The sequence below is a fragment of the Bdellovibrio reynosensis genome, assembly GCF_022814725.1.
In the GTDB taxonomy this organism is placed as follows: Bacteria; Bdellovibrionota; Bdellovibrionia; order Bdellovibrionales; family Bdellovibrionaceae; genus Bdellovibrio; species Bdellovibrio reynosensis.
The window spans coordinates 1075076-1100529 of sequence record NZ_CP093442.1; the positions used below are offsets into that span (position 1 = coordinate 1075076).

21 protein-coding genes are annotated in these 25454 nt (G+C 44.0%); 7 read left to right on the forward strand and 14 right to left on the reverse strand.

Annotated elements, in window-relative coordinates:
• Positions 1–81 precede the first annotated feature (81 nt).
• Together thrS and MNR06_RS05020 are read right to left on the reverse strand one after the other, a co-directional pair.
• On the reverse strand, positions 82–2067 hold the full coding sequence (thrS, locus tag MNR06_RS05015) for a threonine--tRNA ligase (RefSeq protein ID WP_243539464.1): 1986 nt from the start codon (positions 2065–2067) through the stop codon (positions 82–84).
• Between the two features lie 103 nt (positions 2068–2170).
• Positions 2171–2800, reverse strand: coding sequence for a PilZ domain-containing protein (locus MNR06_RS05020; RefSeq protein WP_243539465.1), 630 nt, complete (start codon positions 2798–2800; stop codon positions 2171–2173).
• 247 nt (positions 2801–3047) lie between these two features.
• On the opposite strand from MNR06_RS05020, the gene MNR06_RS05025 reads away from it, so the two are divergent.
• Positions 3048–3335: a hypothetical protein gene (locus tag MNR06_RS05025; protein ID WP_243539466.1), complete on the forward strand. Its 288-nt coding sequence runs from the start codon at positions 3048–3050 to the stop codon at positions 3333–3335.
• Between the two features lie 31 nt (positions 3336–3366).
• Here the strand turns inward: MNR06_RS05025 and MNR06_RS05030 are convergent, their stop codons facing one another.
• The 10 genes from MNR06_RS05030 to MNR06_RS05075 all read right to left on the reverse strand — a co-directional run bounded on the left by MNR06_RS05030 (position 3367) and on the right by MNR06_RS05075 (position 15668).
• A complete protein-coding gene (locus MNR06_RS05030; protein ID WP_243539467.1) occupies positions 3367–3906 on the reverse strand; it encodes a hypothetical protein in 540 nt (179 codons plus the stop codon).
• 270 nt (positions 3907–4176) lie between these two features.
• Positions 4177–5376, reverse strand: coding sequence for a molybdopterin oxidoreductase (locus tag MNR06_RS05035; RefSeq protein WP_243539468.1), 1200 nt, complete (start codon positions 5374–5376; stop codon positions 4177–4179).
• Between the two features lie 8 nt (positions 5377–5384).
• On the reverse strand, positions 5385–5960 hold the full coding sequence (locus tag MNR06_RS05040) for a c-type cytochrome (protein ID WP_243539469.1): 576 nt from the start codon (positions 5958–5960) through the stop codon (positions 5385–5387).
• A gap of 3 nt (positions 5961–5963) precedes the next feature.
• A complete protein-coding gene (locus MNR06_RS05045) occupies positions 5964–6485 on the reverse strand; it encodes a DUF3341 domain-containing protein (protein ID WP_243539470.1) in 522 nt (173 codons plus the stop codon).
• Positions 6485–7846 (reverse strand): NrfD/PsrC family molybdoenzyme membrane anchor subunit, encoded by a 1362-nt coding sequence (nrfD, locus tag MNR06_RS05050; RefSeq protein ID WP_243539471.1) that lies wholly within the window; start codon positions 7844–7846, stop codon positions 6485–6487. The genes MNR06_RS05045 and nrfD overlap by 1 nt, the downstream gene beginning before the upstream one ends.
• Complete coding sequence (locus MNR06_RS05055) at positions 7843–10971, reverse strand: TAT-variant-translocated molybdopterin oxidoreductase (RefSeq protein WP_243539472.1); 3129 nt, start codon at positions 10969–10971, stop codon at positions 7843–7845. Before MNR06_RS05055 ends, nrfD begins: the two co-directional genes overlap by 4 nt.
• A gap of 17 nt (positions 10972–10988) precedes the next feature.
• The gene (locus tag MNR06_RS05060) at positions 10989–11531 is read right to left on the reverse strand and encodes a cytochrome c3 family protein (protein ID WP_243539484.1); all 543 of its coding nucleotides are present in this window, start codon (positions 11529–11531) and stop codon (positions 10989–10991) included.
• Between the two features lie 181 nt (positions 11532–11712).
• Complete coding sequence (locus MNR06_RS05065) at positions 11713–13347, reverse strand: cytochrome c biogenesis protein (RefSeq protein ID WP_243539492.1); 1635 nt, start codon at positions 13345–13347, stop codon at positions 11713–11715.
• Entirely contained in the window at positions 13344–14759 is a 1416-nt protein-coding gene (locus tag MNR06_RS05070) for a cytochrome c biogenesis protein ResB (protein ID WP_243539501.1), read from the reverse strand. The genes MNR06_RS05065 and MNR06_RS05070 overlap by 4 nt, the downstream gene beginning before the upstream one ends.
• Before the next feature lie 93 nt (positions 14760–14852).
• On the reverse strand, positions 14853–15668 hold the full coding sequence (locus MNR06_RS05075; protein WP_243539509.1) for an N-formylglutamate amidohydrolase: 816 nt from the start codon (positions 15666–15668) through the stop codon (positions 14853–14855).
• Positions 15669–15715: 47 nt separating this feature from the next.
• Between MNR06_RS05075 and MNR06_RS05080 the strand changes: the two genes are divergently transcribed.
• Both MNR06_RS05080 and MNR06_RS05085 read left to right on the forward strand, forming a co-directional pair.
• The gene (locus MNR06_RS05080; protein WP_243539518.1) at positions 15716–16336 is read left to right on the forward strand and encodes a cob(I)yrinic acid a,c-diamide adenosyltransferase; all 621 of its coding nucleotides are present in this window, start codon (positions 15716–15718) and stop codon (positions 16334–16336) included.
• Positions 16321–17463 carry a hypothetical protein gene (locus MNR06_RS05085; protein ID WP_243539520.1) on the forward strand — a complete coding sequence of 381 codons (1143 nt, stop codon included), beginning with the start codon at positions 16321–16323 and terminating at the stop codon, positions 17461–17463. The genes MNR06_RS05080 and MNR06_RS05085 overlap by 16 nt, the downstream gene beginning before the upstream one ends.
• Positions 17464–17475: 12 nt before the next feature.
• Here MNR06_RS05085 and MNR06_RS05090 read toward each other — a convergent pair whose 3' ends face one another.
• Complete coding sequence (locus MNR06_RS05090; protein ID WP_243539522.1) at positions 17476–18045, reverse strand: hypothetical protein; 570 nt, start codon at positions 18043–18045, stop codon at positions 17476–17478.
• A gap of 172 nt (positions 18046–18217) precedes the next feature.
• Between MNR06_RS05090 and MNR06_RS05095 the strand changes: the two genes are divergently transcribed.
• The gene (locus MNR06_RS05095) at positions 18218–19669 is read left to right on the forward strand and encodes a hypothetical protein (protein ID WP_243539524.1); all 1452 of its coding nucleotides are present in this window, start codon (positions 18218–18220) and stop codon (positions 19667–19669) included.
• Here MNR06_RS05095 and MNR06_RS05100 read toward each other — a convergent pair.
• A complete protein-coding gene (locus tag MNR06_RS05100) occupies positions 19662–20231 on the reverse strand; it encodes a hypothetical protein (RefSeq protein ID WP_243539525.1) in 570 nt (189 codons plus the stop codon). The two genes, MNR06_RS05095 and MNR06_RS05100, sit on opposite strands and share 8 nt — an antisense overlap.
• Positions 20232–20409: 178 nt before the next feature.
• On the opposite strand from MNR06_RS05100, the gene gspC reads away from it, so the two are divergent.
• From gspC to gspE, 3 genes are all read left to right on the forward strand, one after another.
• On the forward strand, positions 20410–21330 hold the full coding sequence (gene gspC, locus MNR06_RS05105; RefSeq protein WP_243539527.1) for a type II secretion system protein GspC: 921 nt from the start codon (positions 20410–20412) through the stop codon (positions 21328–21330).
• Positions 21331–21421: 91 nt separating this feature from the next.
• Positions 21422–23758 carry a type II secretion system secretin GspD gene (gene gspD, locus MNR06_RS05110; protein ID WP_243539529.1) on the forward strand — a complete coding sequence of 779 codons (2337 nt, stop codon included), beginning with the start codon at positions 21422–21424 and terminating at the stop codon, positions 23756–23758.
• A gap of 4 nt (positions 23759–23762) precedes the next feature.
• Entirely contained in the window at positions 23763–25454 is a 1692-nt protein-coding gene (gene gspE, locus MNR06_RS05115) for a type II secretion system ATPase GspE (RefSeq protein WP_243539531.1), read from the forward strand.

The window sequence follows — 25454 nt, forward strand, 5'->3', positions numbered from 1 at the left end:
CCGCCACCACCTCTAAAATTACCTTCAAACTTGCTAATGGGAAACCTCCAATGGTTTTCGTTTTAATCACCAAGCGACCGGTTATTCGGTCTTTGCCTGGCTTTCGTTAGTTGTTGCAGCCTTCGCAAGTGAGGACTGCAAGTGTCGTTCTTTAATATCTGTCGTAATCAATTTTAAAAGGTCATCTACAGTGACACCTTTATGTTCTGAACCATCACGCAGGCGCAATGAAACTGTTTTATTTTCAGCTTCTTTGTCACCCACGATGATCATGTACGGGATCTTCTGCAACTGAGCTTCACGGATTTTATAGTTTAGCTTTTCATTGCGACGATCAAATTCCACGCGAACTTTGTGCTCTTTTAAAAGCTTCTGTAAGTCTTCGCAGAATGTATTCACACGGTCAGTAACGTTTAAAATAGCCACTTGAGTAGGGCACAACCAAGGTGGCAAGTGACCGGCCGTATGCTCTAAGTAAACGCCGATAAAGCGTTCTAAAGAACCAAGTACTGCCCTGTGAAGCATCACTGGGCGGTGTTCTTTATTGTCTTCACCAGTGTACTTCAAATCAAATGCTGCTGGCATGTTGAAGTCCACTTGGATGGTTCCTGTTTGCCAAGAACGTCCAATCGCATCGACGAAATGGAACTCTAGCTTAGGACCATAGAAGGCCCCTTCACCGGGAGAGTATTCAAATGGAAGATTTAGTTCATTCAACGCCTCTGCCAACGCGCCTTCCGAACGATCCCAAACAGAATCATCCCCCATGCGGTTGTCAGGGCGGGTTGCTAGCAAGATCTTATAATTTGGCATTCCCAAAACATGATAGATCTTATTTAGCATCTCTACGAAGCGATAGATTTCAACTTTCAACTGATCCAGCGAACAGAAGATGTGCGCATCGTCTTGGCAGAATGTACGAACGCGTGTGATCCCGTGAATCGCACCGGATTTTTCATAACGGTGCAAACGACCGAAGTCGGCCATACGAATTGGCAGTTCACGGTAAGAATGCTTTTCTGCACCGAACATCAAGCAGTGAGATGGACAGTTCATTGGCTTCAAAGCATTTTCACGCTCATCAAGTTTTGTAAAGTACATCGCATCTTTATAGTTTCCGTAGTGACCAGAAGCTTTAAAAAGCTCTACGTCAAAGACCTGCGGAGTGATCACTTCTTGGTAGTCGTATTCCATGTAAAGTTCACGGATGTAGTTTACAAGTTCATTGTAAACAGTCGTGCCCTTGCCAGTGAAGAATGGAGAAGCTGAAGCGTATTCATGGAACATGAATAAACCAAGTTCTTTACCAAGCTTACGGTGATCGCGCTTCTTAGCTTCTTCCAAATTGTGAAGGTATAGCTCAAGATCTTTTTTATCGCCGAACGCTGTAGCGTAAATACGCTGCAGTTGAGCGTTCTTTTCATCCCCTCTCCAGTAAGCGCCGGCCACTGAGAGAAGTTTAAAAGCTTTGATTTGGCCAGAGCTTTGGATGTGCGGTCCACGGCAAAGGTCAAACCAACCAGTTCCATTAAAATAGATACCAACAGTCGTTTCGCCTTTTTTAGCCAAGTCTTCAATCAACTCAACTTTAAATCGTTCGTTCATGCCTTTGAAAGTTTCAATGGCTTTCGCGATCGGCCAGTTTTCACGGTGAATTGGCAGGTCTTTAGAAACCAGCTCTGCCATCTTCTTTTCGATTTTTTCGAAATGCTCTTCATTGAAGGCAAACGGAGAATCAAAGTCGTAATAGAAACCATTATCGATCACGGGACCGATGGTGACTTTCACTTCTGGCCAAATTTCTTGTACAGCGTGGGCCATGATGTGCGCGCAAGAGTGACGGATCACTTCCACGGCTTCAGGGCTTTTTGTGGTGATTAAGGCGACTTTAGATTGATCCTTAAGCGGCGTGCGCAGGTCAGAGATCTCTTTAGAATCGTTGATTTTTACGCCCAAGGTTTCTTTAGCTAAACGAGGACCAATAGACATCGCTACTTCGAGCGCCGTCGGTTCATGGTCGAACACCTTGGTAGAGTTATCCGGCAGAATAATAGTAATTTGTGACATTATGATGGAGTGACCGCGGATGTGCGATCTTCTGTAGTAATTAAATGTGATGAAGAAATATGCATTTGCATCACATAATTAGTAGCCGCCAAGGCACATGGGGTCAAGCATTCACAGCAAGAAATTGCACACCTATAATTTGCTCCCCTGCACTGGTCGACACAACCCAGCGTACTTGGGATTCAACCGAGACCCATTGGCCAAATCGGTTCTGGTACATCAGGCTGATAAAGTCCTTTTCCCGGACTCCACCTTCTTCGACACTGATTTGGGCGCCACCTTGGGAAAAGTCATTCATCTGACCTTCGCGAAGGAACTGAACCCCGGCCCCTGTCGGCGAATGATTGGCGTAAACAGACTTCTTTAGCATGACTTGGGACTGAACCGCTTGGCGTTCCTGACGACGGCATTTAACAACCTGACCAGAAAAGAAACGATTGATAAGTAAAGTAATTCTTGAACCTTCATTTTCCAATAAAAAGACCATTTTTGAAGTTCCATCACCCAATTGAAATGCTGCATTTTCAATAGTTTGCGCAATAAAGATAAAGCTTAAACGAGCACTCTGATGGGCCCACGTAGCAAAGGCTTTTACCGCACGCAAACTTAGAAAATCAGCACGAATAATCACAGTCAGTTCCCCATGATGAGAGTTGATGAAATACTTTAGCTGCTCGGCAGAAGTGGTATAACTCCAGCGCACCCCTTCCAGAGCCTGCAAATATGAAGGCAAGGAGTGACTCGAATTGAGATAAACCAAGTTCCGCAAAGGCGCTTTTGACATACGAACCTTCATTGCAAAGTCGAAGCCTAAGCTCAGTTAAAATTTAAAGCCGTTTTGCTGTCAAAAGCGTGGCCATACGTACAAAAAGGTTTAAACAACATTGCTAAATTACTGATTTACCTCAATAAATTCTCGAACCACCATTAATAGGAAACAAATAGTCAGCCCTAAGGGCTTCAAACAACAAGGAGAGACTATGAAATTCATTATGATGGCAATGATCGCAACATTGGCTTTCGCTCCAGTTTCTTACGCTGATGATACAGTTGGTGATAAGACAGAATCCACAATGGACTCTGCCACTGACAAAATGAAATCAGCCGGCAGAAAAACCAAACGTATGGCTAAAAAAGGTGCTCACCGTGTTGAAGAAGCCGTCTGCATGGAAGGCGACCTAGAGTGCGCCGCTAAAAAAGCAGGCAACCGTGTCGAAGAAGGAAAAGACACGACGGTTGATAAAGTGAAAGATAAGACTGGTTACTAAAACCAAAAAGGGAGCGAAAGCTCCCTTTTTTTTAACGGCATTGGCGAGCGATCTCATGCAACTCTGAAAGCTCATCACAATCAAAGCGCGAAATCCGCGAGCAAACATAGTCGATACAAGAAACATCAAAGAGCCCCCGACACATCGCCGTCACTTCAAACATCTCTGATTTTTCATCACAAGCAAAACGACTAACCCGACTGCAGACCGACTTCACACAGTCAGCAGAAACGTTTCTGCATTCGTTAGCGATGTCCAAAAGATCATCCCGATCATCACACTCAAAACGACTGAGCTGCTGACAAACAGCCTCCACACAATCCCCCGGCGCAGGCCGACAATCAATAGGCCCAGGATTTGGATTACGTCGAGGTGGAGGCACAGAAGGCTCATCCTCAGAAGGATCAGGAAGCGGCCGAGGCAAAGAATTAGAAGGCTGCTTCTTAAGCATCACCGCCCAAAGCGCCTTCTGCTGATAATAACCATTCACAAGATTTGAAACCTTAGAAGAACTAGCAAAACCCAAACTGGAAAAACTAAGAATAAGAACCAAGAGAAACGACTTAGCCATAAATCCCCCGATGGCTAATCATTCAAAATCAAAGGTGCACCTTCAAGCCACTGCCCAAAAATACAAAAAGGAAGCTTAAGCTTCCTTTTTTAAAAAACTAAATCTGTCATTCTCGCCTCCCCCGAAACCGAGGCCCAAGGTTGGCGAGAAGGGTTCAAGCGCAAGGCGGAGGATCCTTCGCGAAACGGAGGCGTACCTGTAAGGTACGTCGGAGAGAAGCGAAGGACCGCACAACGAAGTCGATTGAGCCCTTATCGGCGACCGACGTAACTAGTAAGCTACGTGGTGATTGATCGCTTCATGAATTCTTGGATCCTTAAGAGGAACCAAAGAATGCTTCGCCCAGAAAGCCATGATGGTTAACAAGAAGATCCCTGCAAAACCAGCAAAGATGCCGATTTCCCAGAAGCCAAATGTTACGTGTCCATCGAAGAAGTTTGGATAAACCATCCAGTAGATATCTACGTATTGGAAGATCAACACGATTGTAGAGATCGCCAAAACTGTAGAATCACTTCTTTTCGCTCCACGAGGAAGCAATGCCAAGAAAGGAACCACGAAACGGAAGATCACTAGCAATGCAGAGATTCCTAACCAGCCGCCTTGAGCGCGCATGATGTAGTATTCTGTTTCCTCAGGGATATTCGCATACCACATCAACATGAATTGAGAGAACGCAATGTAAGCCCAGAAGATTGAGAAACCTTTAAGGTATTTTACAACGTCATGTTGGTGTTCATCAGTGACATAACCTTTTACGTAACCGTGTTTTTTCATCAAAACGATAACGATAGAAAGGAATGCCATACCTGCTTGGAACATACCCGCGAAAGTATAGATACCAAAGATTGTAGAGTACCAAGTTGGAAGAAGTGACATCAACAAATCAACGCTGAAGAACGAGAACGCCAAAGCGAAGAAAGCAATGAAACCAACTGCAGGACCCACGTTTTTCTCTGTTAAGTGCGCATCACCCGTTTGATCTTGTTTCAGAGAGTTACCAACGATCACCCAGCGGAAGATCAAGCAACCAATTGCAAAAATGAACAAACGAACCACGAAGAAGCCCGTATTCAAGTAAGCTGTTTTAGCAGCGATGACCGGATTGTGAGCAATAACTTCTGGATTCGCCCAAGGGAAAAGATATTTAAAACCAGCAAGCAAAATCAAACCACCGATAAGAATACCAGGGATGAATGAAGAAGTTGCTTCAGCAAAACGGCGTACAGTCACTGACCAACCCGCTTTAGCTGTGTTGTTGATAGCCACCCAGAAAAGTCCGCTTAGTGCCATTGCAGAGAAAAAGAAGAAAGCCACTAGATACGAAGTCCAAAGTCTTTCTTGGTTTTTCATCAAGCCAACTACGAAAGTCAAAAGACCAATCGCAATCAAAGCGAAGCACAAAGTTTTCAACTTTGCTGGAGCTTCAAATTTAGAAACATGTAGATTTACGTGTTTATGTTCACCCATATTAAAACCTACTTAGATTGCTTCTCTAGGAAGCGAATGTAGTTAACAACTTGCCAACGATATTGTTGCGGAATGTGAGAAGCGTAAGGTCCCATCACACCCTGCCCCATTGTGATCACGTGGTAAAGGTGGCCATCGGTCCAACCTTTTACTTTGTCACTCACAACTGCAGGTGGTTTCAAAGCCATTTTTGCTGCGACTGAAGATTTAGCTTCAACGCCGCCTTCACCTTTAGAACCATGGCAAACTGCGCAGTTTGTTTCGTAGTATTTTTGACCTACTAACAAAGTGCTGTTTTCCATGTCACCAGCGATTGGGTTCTTCATTTTAGAAGCACCTTCAACATCAGTAGCATATCTGTACGGCTCAAAACCTACAGGAGCAGTTCCTTCTGGAGGAACACGCATACCGCTGCCGTTTGGTGAAGATTCGTCATACTCCTGAGCTTTGATTGCCGGAGTGTCCATCATATCTTGAATGATTTCTACGTTGGGTTTGTTGCCGCGAGGACCACAGCTTGTTAAAGCCATAATCGCTAAGCCCGCTGCTGCCATACCAACCGTTAAATTCACAAGGCTTCTCATCTTTTAGTACTCCGTCTTCTTCACTGAAGTTGCGCCCAGCTCTTTAAACATAGCTTCAATTTTTGATTCATCATAATTCACATCATTGTGAGGAATGAAGATCGCAAATTTGTGAGAGCTTAGATCCGGATCGATGATCGGCGGATCAATGCGTGGAATGCCACAAGCTTTAAACAACGCTACTACTGAAGAAAGCGCTGCAAATAGAATAGTTAATTCGAACATGATTGGAATGAACGCTGGTAAAGAGAAGAAAGGCTTACCACCCACATTCACTTTCCAGTCTACTGCTGAAGTCCACCAAGTTAAAAGCAAACCCGCAGTCAAACCAACGACACCCATTACGAAAGTTACGTAAGGGATCCAAGATCTTTTGATACCGCAAGCTTCTTCCATTCCGTGAACAGGATAAGCAGAGATAGCTTCAAACTTTTGAAAGCCCATTTCGCGAGTTTTCGCTGCCGCTTTCAAAATCAAATGCTCATCTTCCCAAATTCCGGCAATACCTTTTACGATTTTAGCCATTAGTGGTGCCCTCCTTTTTCGTCATAACCCACGTGCAATACGGGCTTCACTTCCGCGATAGAAACCGCCGGGAACAAACGTAGATACAATAAGAACAGTGTCAGGAACATACCGAAGGATCCGACCAGAACCCCGGTATCGAACCAAGACCAGTGGTACATACCCCATGAAGAAGGCAGGAAATCTCTGTGCAATGAAGTCACAGTGATTACGAAACGCTCAAACCACATACCGATGTTTACGAAGATAGAAACAACGAACATCACAGGGATTGAACGACGCATTTTCTTCCACCAGAAAACCTGTGGAATGATTACGTTACAAGTTACCATCATCCAGTAAGACCAACCGTAAGGACCGAAGGCACGGTTTACGAATACGAAGCGCTCGTATTGGTTGCCAGAGTACCAAGCGATAAAGAACTCTGCTGCGTACGCGTAACCAACTAACATACCAGTCGTCATGATGATTTTATTCATCACTTCCATATGATCTAGAGTTACGTAGTTTTGGAATTCTTTGAAACCAATACGTACCAACGTCATCAAAGTCACAACCATCGCGAAACCAGAGAAGATCGCACCGGCAACGAAGTATGGAGGGAAGATCGTTGTATGCCAACCTGGCAAGTGGGAAACCGCGAAGTCGAACGATACGATCGTATGTACTGAAAGAACTAGCGGAGTAGAAAGACCCGCAAGGATCAAATACAACATTTCATAATGTGACCAGTTTTTAGCAGTTCCACGCCAACCTAAAGAAAGCGCACCGTAAACAGTACGACGCAATTTATTCTTTGCGCGGTCTTTGATTGTCGCAAAGTCAGGAACCAAACCGATGTACCAGAACACCATTGAAACAGTCGCGTATGTAGATACGGCGAAAACGTCCCAAAGAAGTGGCGAACGGAAATTCACCCAAAGTGGTCCACGTTGATTTGGGTAAGGGAATAACCAGTAATCAAGCCAAGGACGACCGGTATGTAGCAACGGGAAAAGACCCGCTGTCATAACCGCGAATACCGTCATCGCTTCCGCTGTACGGGCTACTGAAGTTCTCCACTTTTGGCGGAAAAGGAAAAGTACCGCAGAAATCAGAGTACCGGCGTGACCGATACCGATCCAGAATACGAACGTCACGATCATCGTTCCCCAGAAAACCGGGTTGCTCATACCAAGCAAACCGATACCCACACCCACAACTGATGCAAGGATAACGATATAGAAAAGTAACAACGTCTTCGCACCTAGGAAAAGACCCACCCAACCTTTAGAAGGGAATCTTTCCACCGGAGCACAGATGTCATCTGTTACGTCTTTAAGTGTCTTGTTACCAAGGACTAATGGGTTGCGCTTAATCATGAGTGCTCACCTTGTTTTGCAGTACCGTGACCATTGTGGCCACCAGTTGATTCTTTATCATTGTTGCGGATCTTAGAAAGGTAGCGAATGTTTGGTTTCGCATTCCACTCTTCAAGAACAAAGAAGCCACGCTCGTCATTTTTGAAGATTTTGTGCACTTCACTGTTTGGATCATTCAAGTCACCGAATACGATACCGCCCGGAGGACACGCCGTTTGGCAGGCAGTCTTCACGTCGCCATCTTTCAATGCGCGTTTTTCATTACGAGCCACAGTTTTTGCTTCCTGGATTCTTTGAACGCAGAAAGTACATTTTTCCATAACCCCGCGAGTACGTACACCCACTGAAGGATTAAGAGCCATGTGAAGTGGTTTTTCGATTTGCTTAGCAAAGTTGAACCAGTTGAAGCGACGAACTTTGTAAGGACAGTTATTCGCGCAATAACGAGTTCCCACGCAACGATTGTAAACCATGTCGTTCAAACCTTCATCGGAGTGAACAGTTGCTAATACCGGACATACCGTTTCGCACGGAGCATTGTCACAGTGTTGGCAAAGCATTGGTTGGAAAACCGCTTCTGGATTTGAAGGATCACCGTAGTAGTAACGGTCGATACGCAACCAGTGCATTTCACGACCCATAAGTACGTACTCTTTACCTACTACAGGAACGTTGTTTTCAGATTGGCAGGCCACCATACAAGCTGAACAACCAGTACAAGTGTTTGTATCGATTGCCATACCCCATTTGTGACCAGAGTATTCGTGACCACTCCAGATAGACCAAGTGTGGTGTCTGTGAATACCAGCATCTTTTTTCTTATTATAATCCTTCAAAGTCGCAGTCGCTACGATGTTACGGCCTTCCATTGTGTGGTGACCTTGAACGTTTGCTAACTGATACTTTTTAGAAGTTTTGGTGAACGTCGCAGTTTGACCAGAGAAGATCATTTGACCATCTTTGATAGTCGCAAGTGCGAAGGCATTTTTACCTACGCCATTACCAACTTTACCAGCGCGTGTACGGCCGTAACCGACTGCGATAGCAAGAACGTCATCATGCATACCTGGCTGGATGTGAACTGGAAGTTCCATTTTTTTATCACCGATTGTGATTTCAACCACAGTCGCTTCTTTAAGACCGTGCTTTTCAGCTGTGCCCAAAGAAACGCTTACGTAGTTATCCCAAACGATTTTTGTTACTGGATCTGGAGTTTCATGAAGCCATGAAACGTTGGCCATAGATCCATCACCCATTTGTGAAGTTGGGTAAAGAACAACTTCAAAACCTGTTTTTGCGGATGCAGGTTTGATTGAAGTGAAAGCGTCAGTTTTAAATGAACGAGCTGAACTTCCGTTCGCCATTTCACCTACGTAACCCGCTTGCAAAGTAGATTGCCAGAAATCTTCGAAGTCTTTGCCTTTACCTACTTTAGGTAAAATGTCTGATTTCCAGAATACGCGAAGATAGTCATAGAACGTTTCGTAATCACGAAGACGCGCAGGGCCTCTGTTAGCAGTGTAAGCCCAAGTCATCAAAGATAATTGGAAAGAACGAGTGTCGTACATTGGACGGATCGCTGGTTGGCAGATCGCGTACACGCCGTTAGCTAGTTCGATGTCATTCCAAGATTCCAAAGCATGATTGTCTGGAGTTACGTAGTCAGCGTAGATACCTGTTTCATCGATACGATCGCCAGTGTAAACAACCATGTTTACTTTTTTGATCGCATCAGCAAAGCCTGCTTCAGCTGGCAGTACGAATGCTGGATTTACTCTGTGGATGATCAAAGTTTTAACTTTGCCATCTTTCATATCTTTTATCAAAGAAAGCATGTCTGTGTAAGACGCTTTCAATGCAGAGTGACCGCGGCTTTCTACAGTTTTGCCGTCATTTTCTAATACAGAATTTAGGAAGTTTACAGCAGCTTGAAGCTCTGCAGATCTTTCCGTCAATGTTTGCAAACCACCAGCAACTACTAGTGATTCACCGCGAGCAGCCCATAGGTCCGCCGCTACTTTCGCAAACAACTCAGGTTCGATATTTAAAGACTTCGCAACATTTGCATAAGAGCTAAGAGCAGATTTAACACCTGCGTTGCCAGCGTATACAGAGTTGCCTTTGTTAACTACGATTTCATGGATCAAACCCATCACAACATCAAGTTGTTGCGAAGGTTTGATCTTCATGCGGATATCCGCATTAGCACCCGTCAAAGAGTAGTGTGAATCAAATGAAACCAAACGGCTCATGTTTTTGATATCACGACGACCTTCAGTGAATTGTGCAGTGTAAGTCGTTGGCGCAATCCAAGTTCCCAAGAAGTCAGCGTCAACAGAAACGATCATTTTTGCTTTGTCGAAACGGTAGTTAGGAACTACGGCTTCGCCGTAAGAAGCTTTTTGACCTTGTTGAACTTCTTCATTGGCAAATGCATCCCACACAACGTGTTTAGCATTAAAGCCTTGAGCAAAGTCACCAATCACAGCGCGAGTCGCTGGAGAAGCAACCGGGCCCGTCAAGATAACAACGTCACCTTTTTGAAGTTCAGCAACGATCTTTTTATCTAGCTCTTCCCACTTAACATCAACAACTTGGCTGTTTGATTTTTTCTCGTTGAAAAGGTTGCGCTTAGGACCTTGCAAGCGCTCAGGATCATAAAGAGCCAACAAAGCTGCTTGAGAGCGAATGTCCAAACCACGGCTAAATGGTGTGTTGTTGTTCGCTTCAATTTTAATAGGGCGACCTTCGCGAGTTTTCACCAACGTCGCAATGGGGTCAGAACCATCAAAGTAAGCTGAAGAGTAATAGTTGGCGATACCAAGAGTTACTTCTTCAGGTTGTTTATTATAAGGAACGATTTTTTGTACCGGACGGCGAATGCAACCTGCAGAAGCCATCGCGATAGAAGCACCCATAAGTTTTAGGAACTCACGACGTGCCCAACCGTCTTCACCGTCTTTTTCTTTTAGCGGCGAAGATTTGAACTCAGTTTCAGCCATAGCCATGAACTCAGGGTCGTTTTTCCACTGCTCAAGACTTAACCAGTAAGTATTATCACGCTCCACTTTCGGGCGAAGCGCTTTTTTCATTTCTAATTCGTGATCAGTATGTATTTCAGACATTGCAACCTTCCGAAACCTTAGTAGTGACAAGTTGAACAGTTAAGTGGCGCTTTATTTTCTGGCTGACGGTGACAGTTCACACACCAACCCATAGATAGATCAGAGAACTGTTCTACCTTCGCCATTTTTTCGACTTCGCCGTGGCAAGTTTGGCAGTTTACGCCTTTAGCGATGTGCGCATTGTGATTGAAATGCACAAAATCCGGAAGCATGTGCACGCGAGTCCATTCAATAGACTTACCTGCATCATAAGCATCACGTAATTTTTGAATATTTGGTTTATCCGTTGCCACTTGAAGATGGCAGTTCATGCACGTTGAAAGTGCCGGGATATTCGAATGCTTCGTTCTTTCCACTTGGTTGTGGCAGTACTGACATTGAATCTTGTGAGTTCCCACGTGAAGGGAGTGATCAAAAGGAATTGGTTGCTCTGGAGCATACCCCTTATTGTATCCAAACCCCGGTTGAAATTTACAACCTGTGAGAAGAGTTGTTGATAAGATGAGCGCGCCTACCAACGCGATTGCGCTCGCCAACGTTCTGCTAAATACCCGATGCATAATCATCCTTCGCTAGCTGTCTATGTTTGGGCCAAAGACAAACGAATGCTGTCCTAAATTTTATTTTGCTCTAATTTAATGGTGGAAAAGTCCAGTTGTCCATAATCTTTTTGCAAGCTTAATGAAAAAGCGGCAGACTCGCTCACTTACTGAGCAACTCTGCACTTTTCAGTTTAGCGCTTTAGCTGCTTAACTTTCTTTTTCCGCTGCGAATCACAGACACATAAATAACTAATAGAATGTGCGCTGCCACAAAAGCAGACACATATTCCACTCCACCCGCACCAAATCCGTAGGAATGAAGCCCTGCGCCAAGAACAAAGTTCACTCCATACCAAGCCATAATCACAAGTGAAAAGGCCACGATCGATGTCACTACCATACCGAAATGTTTCAACATACCCGCGTAGCGAGCGTGAAGAACCGCGAGGTATCCTAATAATGCGATCAACGCCCAAGTTTCTTTCGGGTCCCAGCCCCAGAAACGTCCCCAAGAATAGTCAGCCCAGATACCGCCAAGAATAATTCCCGGCGCTAAGAAGGCCACGCCGATTTGAATCGCGCGGTAAATTCCGGTGACGATTCCTTTGATCTGTTCTTGGTGTTTTTGTTCCCCACGTAAATAATAATAAAGACCAATATCACCTAGCCCGAACGCTAAGAAAAAGGCCGCGTAACTGATAGTGATAGTCATCACGTGGATTGTCAGCCAGTAGTTACTTCTAAGAACAGGTTCCAGCGGTTGCAAACTTGGATCTAAAACGGCCGGAGCAAAATCGGCGATGACCAAACCAAATGCCGCCACCAAAGTTCCGGCCACTAGGATAAGACGGAATTTATAGATAAGCTCTAAGATCGCAGCAAAAACAATAGTTCCCCAGGAAACCCACACAACAGTTTCATACATGTTTGAAACGGGGGCACGCTCCATAATATACATGCGCAAACCAAAACCGTAGGTGTGCAATATAAAACCAAGGGCCATCAAAACCCAAACGCCCTTCATCAAACTTTCTTTGCGCAAAGTCCACACTAACAACAAACCGATGAACGCTAAGAAATAAAAAATGTAAGCCCAACGGAACGGATGAAAATTGTTATAGTGCACCTCTGCTTTAATGCGAGAGTCGACATTATAGAGTGCCGGATTCTGCGCACGAGCTGCATCTTGAAAATCCAGAACGGATTTATCTAAGTCTTTTGCCGATTGCTCTGTCGACTCCCCTTTTGCGACATTTCCAATATTGATCACGAAGCTCTTCGTGATGTTCATGAACTTTTCTTGGAAGGCAGGTTCAAGATCCGCAATTGAAAGCCATGTATCGCCTTCTTTTGGTGGCAAGACTTTCAGCATACGACCCGATGCGATTTCTTGGAATACAAAATACTGATTTTCAAGGCGTTGCAAAGCTTGGAAGTAGGGATTTAGCTTTTCCTTGGTTTCGCGCTTAGACTGAAGCTCTTGGCGAAGAAGTGTGAAACGGTCACCTGCAAATAACTCTTCCCCTGAAAAATAACGCTGTTCTTTTGGCAGATTTAGCGCTGTCAGAACTTCGTGATTGCGCACTTCAAAGATTTTCTTGTCATGCCATGCTTGCGGCGAAAGCATCCATGTTAATACGATTTCAGTGGCGGCACGGCCTTCAAACTTCGATTTGCCATAAACGATTTCAAGCATTTCCCGAGAAAAGCTGTCGTAAGGTTTAATTCTTCCGCCGTCTTGAACTGGCAAAGATTTTAAAGCATCACCGTCTTTTGCCGAGGCTGAAAATGAAACCGCAAAAAGTGAAATGAGAATTAGAAATAAATGTTTCATGCATTATCCCCGTCGTGTTTACGTGATTTTCCAACTTTAAAATCAAGATGCTTAAACCACATCAATAAAACGATACCCAAACTTATCACTAACGATCCTAAATATTTCAGGAATCGACCTGGATCATGATTGATTGAAAAAATCGAAGCCACGGGCTGACCTTGCTCTTCTTGGAAGCTTGCTTGGTAAATAGTCAGGCCATTGTGTTTTAAAGGCTCATTCATCGAAATTAAATGTTCACCCGCTTTTGGTACTTCCACTAAACTTTGGTAAGCCGCCGCACGCATGGTTCCTTGATAGCGAGCCACTTCGAATTTGTGCAGCTTGATTGGAAAACCGATATCAATACGACGGTTGCCATAGGTTAAAAGATAAACGGAGTTGTTCGTGAAAAGTTTCACCATATCGTTTAGCAAAACCCAGTGCTCTTTATTTTCGAATATGATTTTAATTGCCGAAGTTGTTAGTGGCGTAGGCGCATCAGAATCTTTCAGATCCCACTCTTCAAGGGCTGCTGGCAAATAGCGTAGAACACGAAAAGAAAGGGCCATTTTAAAGCCTGGATCAAAAACATCGCCTTCTTTCACGAAGCCTTTTTTCAAAGGTTTTTCAGAATCTTTTTGAAAGACGACGTATTGCAGGCCCTCTTTATCTGGAGTCAGGAAGATTTCATTCTTACCACGCCCCTTGATCGGTGCGGAGCCTAAGAAAATTTGCGCAGGTCCGAAATTTTGGCTCGCTAAAGCGTTTGGTTTTTTCTGCACCAACCATTCAACGACATTTACGTTGGGATTTTGCAACTGGAAGCGAACCCCTGCACCCGCTTTACCTTCTTCCCCAGGAACAACTTTGCGTGAAGGCAGAACGTATTTTTTGTAGTCGACGATCTTAATTTGTCCTTCGTAAGTGGGAACAACAAAGGGCTTTTCAGAGCTTGGCGGTTTTTTAAAGAAATCCACTTCTTGCTCTAAGGTTTTTGAATAGCGATCACCGTCAAACGATGTGTAGACAGTGAGATCTGTTTCAGGAACCTGCACTAAATTATTGCTTTCACCGATTCCTACCCGCATGGAACCATCAAGGCCATGGTGCGCAGTAATGTAGGCGCCGGCTAACAAAATGATGATACCAATATGGGCTAAAACGAAAGAGGCATGGCGCTTTTTCCACGGCCAGCGATCCAACATTACGGCAGTTAGGTTGATAACCAAAAGCCCCATGATGGCGTACATATACCAAGTGTCATAGACGAGCTTTTTTGCAGCATAGGCATCATACTTTGCTTCAACAAAAGTTCCGACGGCCGTGATAACTGCAAGAGAGATGATAATAAAGACCGCAAGCTTCAAAGAAGCCAGGGGCTTATTGAGTGTTTTGATAAGATTTTTTTGGGGCGCAGAAGCCTTATTCAAGAAGATGTCCTCATCAATTTAGCTGTTCAAATATCGGTAGATATCAATTATTTAACACAACTTCACGGACTATCTTCTTAGCACTTCGACGCCTTACATTATGTGCATCAAATTGCTGCGGATATAGTTCAGCGCAAAAAGGACTTTATCCTGAACTTTCTTCGCCTCTTCTGGTTTTAACTTTTTCGTTTTTTCGTCCATGTAAAGCGATCGGTTCATTTCGACCTGCAAAGTATGATGTCCCTTGCTTGGATGACCATATTGCTCTGTGACACGGCCACCAAAGTAAGGCCAGTTGTAACCAACTTTAAAACCAGCGGTCACATAGGCAGCAATCACAAGATCCTTAAATCTTGGATCACAGCTTTTGCCTTTGCTGTCGCTGACCACAATATCGGCGCGAATTTCACCTGGATCGCGGTGCTCGCTTGTTCCCACTGATGGCATGCTATGGGCATCGATATGAAAAATCTTTTTAAAGCCTTGATCGCTATAGTTTTGAAACTGTTTTTTTACTGACTCATGAAAGGGAGTGTAAACCAGATCCACAAGTTCTTTGTGGATTTCAGGACTCATCGGCTCAGGAAGCAGTTGATGTTTGTAGGTCGTAATGACCCAATGAAAACCGCGGTTGAATGATCCTGCTGGATTTTTGTTACCAATCACCGAAGTTGAATCCACATCTTCTGGAATTCGGTTTAAGTCCGCGGCATAACGATGCCATTCTGTTTTTACCAAAGGAATTTTAAGCTTTTGCAAAGCGGGTTCGTAAAGAAAATCAACGTAACGGTCCACATCACACATCAGGATTTCTTCAGGCAATCCTTTAAGCCAAGGGGCTTGGGAAGGAATTTTTTCGCCGCTATGGGGAATGGTCACCAGCAATGGGATATTTTCATTTGCACTCATGGGCTCATCTTGACCTCTTAGGTTTAAAAAGCAAGAATTAGTTATCTATGCTCTGCTTCGCCGGAGTATGGCATATCGAAGGAACGGCAACGATGACTGATGCTCCGAAAGCAAAGATCTATACACGCACTGGTGACAAAGGGACAACGCGTCTTGTGGACGGTTCTTGTGTTGAAAAATTCAACCCTCGGGTTGAAGCCTATGGCACAGTGGATGAACTGAATAGTTATATTGGCGTGGTTCGCTCTAACCTTGTGAACTATTCGGAGCTGACTTCTTTGGATGCTCCCCTTGAAAAAGTGCAAAATGAACTTTTTAATATTGGTTCGTTATTAGCTACTGAAAAAGACGAAGTCTTTAAACTGTTGCCAGCCATCACTGCTGAACAAATTCATTTTCTTGAAAAAGAAATCGATGAACTGACGGCACAGTTGCCAGAGCTAAAAAACTTTATTCTTCCTGCGGGCCATCAAGTTGCTTCCCATTTGCATGTCGCAAGAACCTGCTGCCGACGTAGCGAAAGACGGTCTGCTGAAATTGCCGTTAAAGATGAACGCTATGCGATGGCTTTACAGTATTTAAACCGACTTAGTGATTATCTATTCGTCGCTGCCCGCTGGGTGAATGAAAAAACCGGCCATAAAGATGTGCTTTGGAAAAAAACTTAATGAAGTTAGAAGTCGCAACACCGCAAGACGCGCAAAGTTTAGCTGAATTTTATAAAAGCTTCCCCGTTCGTGGTTTGGTCGAAATTAAAATTGACCGTGAAAAAGATTTCTTCGCCCCTTATTCGATCCAGTCAGATCGTTATCTGACTTACATGTTAAAAGACGAAGAAAAAATTGAAGGTATTGCAAGCTTCATCACCAAAGACGTTCTTTTAGATAATAAAGTTCAAACCGTGGCCTTCGGTCGCGATTTGCGGATTTCATCCAATCGCCGAGCGGTTATGGAATGGTCTAAGCACTTTTTACCTGCCATGGAAGAAGTGTTTCGTACTTTTGATTGTAAGTATTTATTTTCAGTTCTTAGCATGAGCGAAGTGCAGGCCTTAAATGCCTTCGTGCGCCCGCGCACAATGAAGCGTCCACTTCCCCACTATCACCTTTTCCGCCGCTTTAATATGGTGTCTGTGCATGGACGACTGCCCTGGGCCAGCAACCCCTTGCCTCATCTTCGCATTCGACGTGGCAATCAAGGGAATGTGGATGCTTTGATTGCGTATTTGATTCGCAAGTCGCGGGAAAAAGATCTTTCTACCGTGTGGGATGCACAAAGTTTCTTTGATAAGTTAGAGCGCTGGAAAGGCCTAAGACTGGATGACTTTCTTATTGCGATTGATAAAAACGAAAATGTCATTGGTTGTGCGGCCCCGTGGTCTTCAGGGGGCTTGCAGGAATTTATTCCGATGCAGTATTCTTTACGCGCCCATAACTTTCGTCAATTTTTAAAGTTTGGAAACAGACTAGGATGGACTCGCACTCTGACGAAACCCTATTCACGTTTAAAGATGGAAGCGAGTTTCAACTTTAAATATTTAAATTTTTTAAATGCGGATAATGCTGATATCTTTGAAAGTCTTTTGTGGAAGGCTTTTGATGAAGCTGACGAAAACGAGTTCATTGTTTATGGACAAACCCGCAGTGAATACATCTATCGCCCGCCGCGCACCTGGGTTTCTGGAAAAATGCCTTTTGGGGTTTATCTGCTATTGCCACCGGATCAGGAAGCGCCAAAGTTCATGCATCCCGCAAATGAAAGACCTATTGAAATTGAACCGTTCTTTGCGCTATAGAAGCTGTCGCAATTATTCGCCAGCTTCTTCGTCTTGGAACTTGTCATAAATTTCGTTATTTCGATGCTCTAATACTGAGCGCATCATAAACACGACAAAAAAGACCAGACTCAGAATTGAAAACTTTAAAAGTGCGGTGAAGATCTGTTCATTGACGTTGCTGTGATAGTTATGAGTAGCAAGTTCGCTGGTTAATACCGCCAACACACAGGCCGCAAAGTTTATAAACATAAAGGTTGCATTAGAAACTTCTAACATGGCGACCGGAAATACAGCGATGTAAATAAAGACTAAGTTGACCATGGGACCGGCGGTGGGAAAGATCACGCTAAAACCAACGGAAGCAAACATAGTGATCGTTTGCAAAAGGACAGCGGGAAAATTTCTGCGCTTATAAAACAGATAACTTGCACCGATTCCGATGAAGCAAATAATGAATAAAACGATCTGCTTCCATAGGTCCGCGCCGAAAACAAAGTGGAACATAGAAAGCATCAAACCTACAAGCCAGCCGCTTAAACTTAAATAAAAACCCATCAGATTTTGATCTAAATGCGCAGGCTTTTTCTTCGCTGTTACCATGGATTTAAGCTTGAATTAAGACCCTCTAATTTGCAATTTATAATACAAAATATGTCACCCTTGCCAGACAGAACAAGGTGTTTAGGCGTTTAAATATATAAGGGGCAGGTCCCGTTCTTGCTTTGTTTTAGCTGCTATGAAGCCTTTCAAACTGCGTCTCATTTTTAGACACATGAACCTTGTCCTGTTTATATGCGGGATAGCATTTACTTTTTCTGTGGGCGCAGCAGAGAAAAACATCACTGAAAATCAGATCTCATCTGCGGATCGCATTGCTTCGATTTTGATTAACACCCTTCCTGAATCTAGCACTAAAAATGGACTTAAAAGGTATTATGAAATTCTTGATCCAAGTTCTTACGCTGATGATCAAGAAGTCGCTGTTTCAAATTCAGGTGTCGCTAACTTCTTTCAACATCACTTTAAGAAAAACGCCTGCTTTTCTGAAGCCGCTTACCGCTTTTATGCGGATGTTCGTAAAAACAGCCGCAGCCAACAAAAACTTTCTGCAGAGGAAGTTCGCAATAACCGTCCTTCGTTAGGCGATAAATCAGGAGTAACCCGCACGGATTTACCGGCAGGCTGGTTGTATGAAAAAGCTTTAAAATATACAAATGGAAATCCCAATGCGGCCCTTTCATTGATTGGCCTTTGTGGTCACGATGATGTCAGCCAAGGTGAATTCACCAACCAAGATGTTGAAACCAAACTTCTTGGCGAAGGCATGCTATGGAGTGAACTTTTTGAACCTCGTGGCGAAAACGACGATAGAGAAACTGAAACTCTGTGCCCTACTAAAACAGCGGATTTCTTTTTACCGGGATCTTTATCGGCACAAGCGGATATTTCTGACTCTTTAAAAAGAAAAATCTTACGTACCCAATACCCTGGTAAAAAACCTGAACAAATTGCTGCTAAAAATTATCATGTTCTTGGTGCTGCTTTTATGACCTGCCAAATGATTGAAGCCGGCATGAATCCTGTTTTAGCCATTAAGGTTGAATCGATGGCTGCGAATATGTATCGCGGGATCCGTCTTTGTCAGAATATCGAAATCCCGGCACAATTATTCTTTAAATTACAAAGACACCGCGATGTGATCTTTAGACCCATGGGTGTTAGTTTCGAAGATCGTATTGTTACAAAGGCCCTTGAAAGAGCGAAAAACAATGCCTGCGTTAGTGAAGCTTCTAAAAAAGATGCTTTATGTGAATTATTAAAAACCGTCGGCGCACCCATGGATGTATCATTGCCTCGCTTAGAAGCCCGCGCGAAAACCCAATTAGAAAATTATATGGCGAATATGGTTGCGAGCGGACTTTATGCAAGCTGGCACATCAGCGGCGAAATCGCCGGCATCAGTCTTCCCTGCTCTCGCGAACAATTATTCGGACCGAATCCGTTTATGAAATGGCTCGTGGCAAATGCCAATGTCAGTTTGAATATTTGCGGTAAAGGTTTAAGCACGGAATCTTGCAAACGTGCGGTGAAAACCATCACTGCTTGGGAAGTTGATTTTGATTGGACGGTTTCACAACACGTTGCTGGTGCTCAGTTCGCCGCGAAGGTTTGTAAACCCCTCGCAAAAGGCACTTCAAGTATGGATTCTTTTTGTTCTAAATAAGTGGGCTTTCAGTATGCGTGAAAGTCTCTTTCACTTGTGGCCAGAACCAATCCAGTTGCGGATCAGAAGCAATCACGTCTTTCACAATCACTTTCACATCACCGCGCGCTGAAATTTCTTTTCTAAGCCACAGTTCGATTTCATCGTATCCGGGGCCGATAATCGTGATTTCGATTTGATTGAAAAAATGCAAAAGGTGTAAATCTTTGGTGGCGACCGCGCGGCCTTCCCCTTTTGCACGAATGGAATTTAGCACTTCGTTTTGAATATCAGCAAAACATCGGTGGTTGATTCGGCGAAGGATTAAGTCTGCTCTGTGATCTTGATTTGTCCAACGTTGATGAAGTCCGCGTTGAACAAGATTGATTAAGAAGTTTCTCAATACAGAAGGAGTCAGACGAAAATCTTCGTCTGACAACGACATCACCTGCATCAAATCAACGTAGCGTGCCTGTTCCTGGCCGCGACGAAGGGAGGTGAGTACTTCTGGGATACGTAATAAAGATTCGCGTATTCCGAGAAGATCGATTCCTGCTCCATCCGTGAAGTAGAGAATTCTCATATCCCTAATCATGACCTATGTTTCGAGAATGTGTGCAGAAATTTACGCGTTCACGACCATGGTCCAGCTTGTATTTTTTAGTGCAGACCCCCCGCCTTTTTGATAGGCTTTCAGAAGGCCCAAGGACTAGGCGCGTATCTGGTTAACACCAGGTTAAAACACAAAGGATTGTACAGCAGTGATTTTCTCGAATTCGCGAAACTCGAAGAACCAACGTCCGCCATTTGAAAAATGGTATTCCTATCTTCTTTTCGTTTTTATTGGCTACTGTATCGCTGATCTTGCCATTCTTGCCTACCGCGATCGCATGCTTCCACAATCCGCGCCAGCAGCCCGTCCCAAGGCTCCACCGATTGATACGAGTGTAAACCGCGGAGCTTATAACAGCATCACTTCCCGCAATATGTTTGCTTCAAATGGTGAAATTCCTGATCCTTTAGTTGATAAAACCAAAGGGCCTGAAGCGCAAAAAGAACAGGTCCCAGTCCCATCGCAATTGCCTTTAAATTTGATCGGAACTTTGGTTCATTCTAATCCTGATAAATCCCTTGCCGCGATTGAAGTTCGTGGCAAAAACCAGGTGATTTCTTACACTCCAGGAAAAGAAATTGAAGGCATGGCTTCCATCGTGCGCGTTGAAAGACAAAAAGTTATCTTCCGTAATCTTAATTCAAATCGCATGGAATATATTGAGATGAAAAAAGATGGCAATAAAGTGGCCTTCGGTGCTTCTGCCGTCAGTGCAGGCGGCAAAGAGGTGCAAAAAGCCGGCGATAACAATTTCGTGATCAAACGTGCGGATCTTTTAAAATATACAAACGATCTTTCTAGCGTTTTGATGCAGGCCCGTGCGGTTCCCAATCGTGAACCAGGCACAGGCAACATCAACGGCTTCCGTCTTTTAGACATGCAACCTGGAAGCATCTATGAACAACTTGGCTTACAACGAATGGATGTCATCAAGTCAGTTGATGGCACGCCAGTAGACAGCCCAGCAAAAGCAATGGAACTTTATAATTCATTGAAAAATTCACCGAAAGTGACTCTGCAAGTAGAGCGCAACGGTAAGAACGAAACAATGACTTACAATATTCAATAGGGCCTGCGGTCGCAGTGCCGACGCGCCCTTGGGCGCGCAGGCTGGAACAGCTTTAGTACGACATTATTCCTCAAGAAGAGGAGAGGGACACATGAAAAAAACCGTCAGCATAGGACTTGCTTCATTGATGACAGCGCAGTTGGTTGCTAATACCGCCAGTGCTCAGTTCGAGGACTTCCCGCCTCCACCACCGCCTCCGGATTTTGGTGATTCTGGTGGTGACATGGCAAATCCTCCGCCGCCAGATTTTGACGTTCCTCAAGAATCTCCTTCAACTCCATCAATGCCTGCACCGGCTCCCCCTTCCATGCGTGGTTCGCCATCTGGCCCAACAGGTTCAGCACCTCGTGGTGGCAATGAAGTTTTAGATAAAAAAGCTAAAGATCGTTTCGCCCAAGCTCCGATTGAAGACATCAACAATCAGAACTTCCCTGAAACGATTGAATCCTTTGACTTCCCGAATGTGGAAATCACCGACGTTATCAAAGCGATTTCAGAATTAACTGGAAAGAACTTTATTATTGATCCAGGCGTTCGTGGAAAAATCACGATCATCGCTCCTTCAAAGATTACAGTGGCAGAGGCTTACAAAGCGTTCCTTTCTGCTTTGGCCATCAACGGCTTCACAGTGGTTCCTTCTGGCAGCTTCTTAAAAGTAAAATCAGCTAGAAATGCCCAGAGAGATAATATTGAAACGTTCTCTGGCGCATACTATCCAAATTCAGATCAGATGATCACGCGAATCATACACTTGAAACACATCAGTGCCGCTCAAGTGAACAGAGACCTGCGTATTTTGCCGTCTAAAGATGGTGAAATGAATATTTATGAGCCAACAAATTCGATCATTATTTCTGACTACGGTTCAAACATTGACCGTGTTATGAAAATCATCAGTCAGTTGGACGTTCCTGGATTTGAAGAACAACTTGAAGTTATCCCTATTAAGTACGCAAAAGCTAAAGACTTAGCAGACCTTGTTGATAAGATCGTAAATAAAGGAAGCAAAACCCAAGGTGGTGCTCCAGGCACATTTACTGCTGGTGTTCCAAGATTCTCTCGTTCTGCGGGAGCTTCTAGCCAACAAGGTGCAAGCTTCTTTATGGCAATCCCTGATGACAGAACAAACACGATCATCGTTATTGGTAACAAAAGCGGTATCGTTCGTATTAAAAAACTAATTGGCCAATTGGATTTCAAAATCCGCCCTGAAGATTCTGGTGGCGTTTACGTTTATTACGTAAAAAATGGCGATGCTGAAAAAATCGCGGCGACCCTTCAAGGTGTGACTAAAGATGCGACTCCGAAACCATCTACGGGCGGAAGTATTCTTTCCCCTATCGGTGCTGGTGGTCAGATGCAAGCTCCACAAGAAATCTTTGGTGGTGATGTTAAAATCACAGCTGATAAAACGACAAATAGCTTGGTGATTACAGCTAGCAAACAAGACTACGAAGTGGTTTTAAATCTTTTAGCTAAGATCGATATCCCTCGTGACCAAGTGTTTGTTGAAGCGATCATCATGGAAATGAGCGCCAACGACGGTAATACTTGGGGTATTGGTTACTATCAATACGGTGATTCAGGTTACGGCAAAGTGGGCTTCAATGGTGGTGTTAACATCAATGACTTCCTAAGCCCTACTGGCGGTACTGGTGCGGTGATCGGTTTTGGTCAAGGCAGCAAAGTGACTGTGACAGATCCGGTTTCTAAGACGTCGCTTGAAATTCCAAGCTTGATTGGTTTCATCAACTTCTTAAAAACAACCAAAAAAGCCAACATCCTTTCAACTCCACAAATCATGACCTTGGATAACCAAGAAGGTGAAATCGAAGTGGGTGATAAGGTTGTTACTGGTTCGCAGACAACTACGCCAACAAATGGTTCGCCTATCACGACGCCAACGTTTGATGATGCGACTATTAAGCTGACTTTGAAACCGTTCATCTCCCCTACGAATAAAACAATTCGTATGGAGATCAAACAGCAAGTTAAACAGCTTTCAACTGCAAGTACGCCGAAGGCGTTCCAAGATTCGACTCAGCCTTTGGCAAGTCGTAACATTAAGACAGTTATTAATGTGAATGATGGCGACACAGCGGTTCTGGGGGGATTGATGAAGGAACAAGATGTGGAATCAATCACGAAAGTTCCATTACTGGGTGATATTCCAATCTTGGGTTGGCTATTTAAGTCCCGCACGATCGTAAAAGATAAAACGAATATGGTTGTGTTCTTAACTCCGAAAATCATTAGAAATAATACGGATACCAATTCGATTACTTCAAAAAAACTGGACGAACGTATCGAATTCGTGAAGTCTCAAGGCGGAATTGACCCATTTGGTAAGAAGATGGATGAGATTCATCGTAAAGCCAAGGGAACTGCAGCGGTAGACACTTCAGCCCCTACTGTAGAAGAGGAATAAAGTAATGGCGTCCGTGGATATTCAAACGATTTTATCTAAAGCAACTTCTTTGACGAAAGATCAAATCAGATCCGTACTCAATAACCAATCGGTGGTAAGACCTATCACCGTCGGTGAAGCTTTAGCTTCGAAAGAATTTTCCACGGCGGATGAAGTCGTCGCAGATTTGTGCAAAGAACTGGGTTTGGATTTTATTAGAGACATCCCCGTCAGCGATATCTCCGTCGACTTGATCCGTGACATTCCGATCAACTACGCAAAACAACACAACATCCTGCCTTACAAAGAAGATCAGGAAAACCTTGTGGCACTGACCAGCAATCCGGTGAACTTAAAAGCACTGGATGATTTAAAAGTGTTATTCGGTAAGCGTGTTCGCCCGCTTGTCACAACATCCAGCCGTGTGCAGGATGCAATCAATAAAGTTTATGAAAAAAGCACCGCGAATCTTTCTGGTTTAGATGAAATCGACCAAGAAGATTATGACTTAGATGATCCTATCGTAGATCTTTTAGAAGCTGGCGAAGATGATGCGCCAGTGATCAAGATGGTGAATAGCCTTCTGTTTCGCGCTGTAAAAGAAAAAGCATCTGATATCCACGTTGAACCCTATGAAAAAGATATGGCCGTGCGTTTCCGTACAGACGGTATTTTGTTTGACGTGTTTAAACCACCTAAAAAACTTCAAAACGCGATCACCTCCCGTATCAAAGTTATGGCGAACTTAAATATCGCTGAAAAGCGTTTGCCTCAAGACGGTCGTATTCCTTTGAAGGTGGGTGGTAAAGATATCGATATCCGTTTATCTACAGTGCCTACTCCTTACGGAGAACGCCTGGTCATGCGTATTCAAGATAGATCTTCCATCGTTCTTGAGCTGACTCAACTTGGATTTTCTGGCGAAAATCTTGATAGACTTGATGATCTTTTAGCACGCAGCTACGGAATCTTTCTTGTTACAGGGCCAACAGGTTCAGGTAAATCCACCACTTTGTACGGCGCTTTAACTAAATTAAACAAACCAGACGTGAACATTCTGACGGTAGAAGATCCTGTGGAGCAGCGTATTCACGGCGTCGGTCAGGTACAAGTAAATGCTAAAATTGGATTAACTTTCGCAGCTGGCTTAAGATCGTTTCTTCGTCAAGACCCTGACATCATCATGGTGGGTGAGGTCCGCGACTTAGAAACTGCGGAACTTGCTATTCAGGCTTCACTAACAGGTCACTTGGTTTTATCTACACTGCATACCAATGACTCTGCCGGTGCATTTCCCCGTCTTATTGATTTCGGCGTGGAACCTTTCTTAATTGCGACGTCAATTCAAGGGGTGGTGGCACAACGCCTTGTGCGTGTATTGTGCCCGCACTGTAAAGCTCCGTATGAGCCTTCTGATTTTGAAATCCAATTATTAGGCGTGACTCGCGAAGAAGCTAAGAACGGACATATCTGTCGCGCGATGGGTTGCAATCACTGCAATCAAAAAGGTTATTCAGGGCGTACCACGATCAGTGAACTTTTAATTGTGACAGACGACATCCGCTCTTTGATCATGCAACGAAAAGATGGTAACACTATTAAAAAACAAGCCGTGCAAAATGGAATGAAAACATTCCGTGATCATGGGGTACAAAAAGTTTTAGCTGGTATTACTACAATTGAAGAACTGACTTCAAACACTCAGTTAGATATTTAG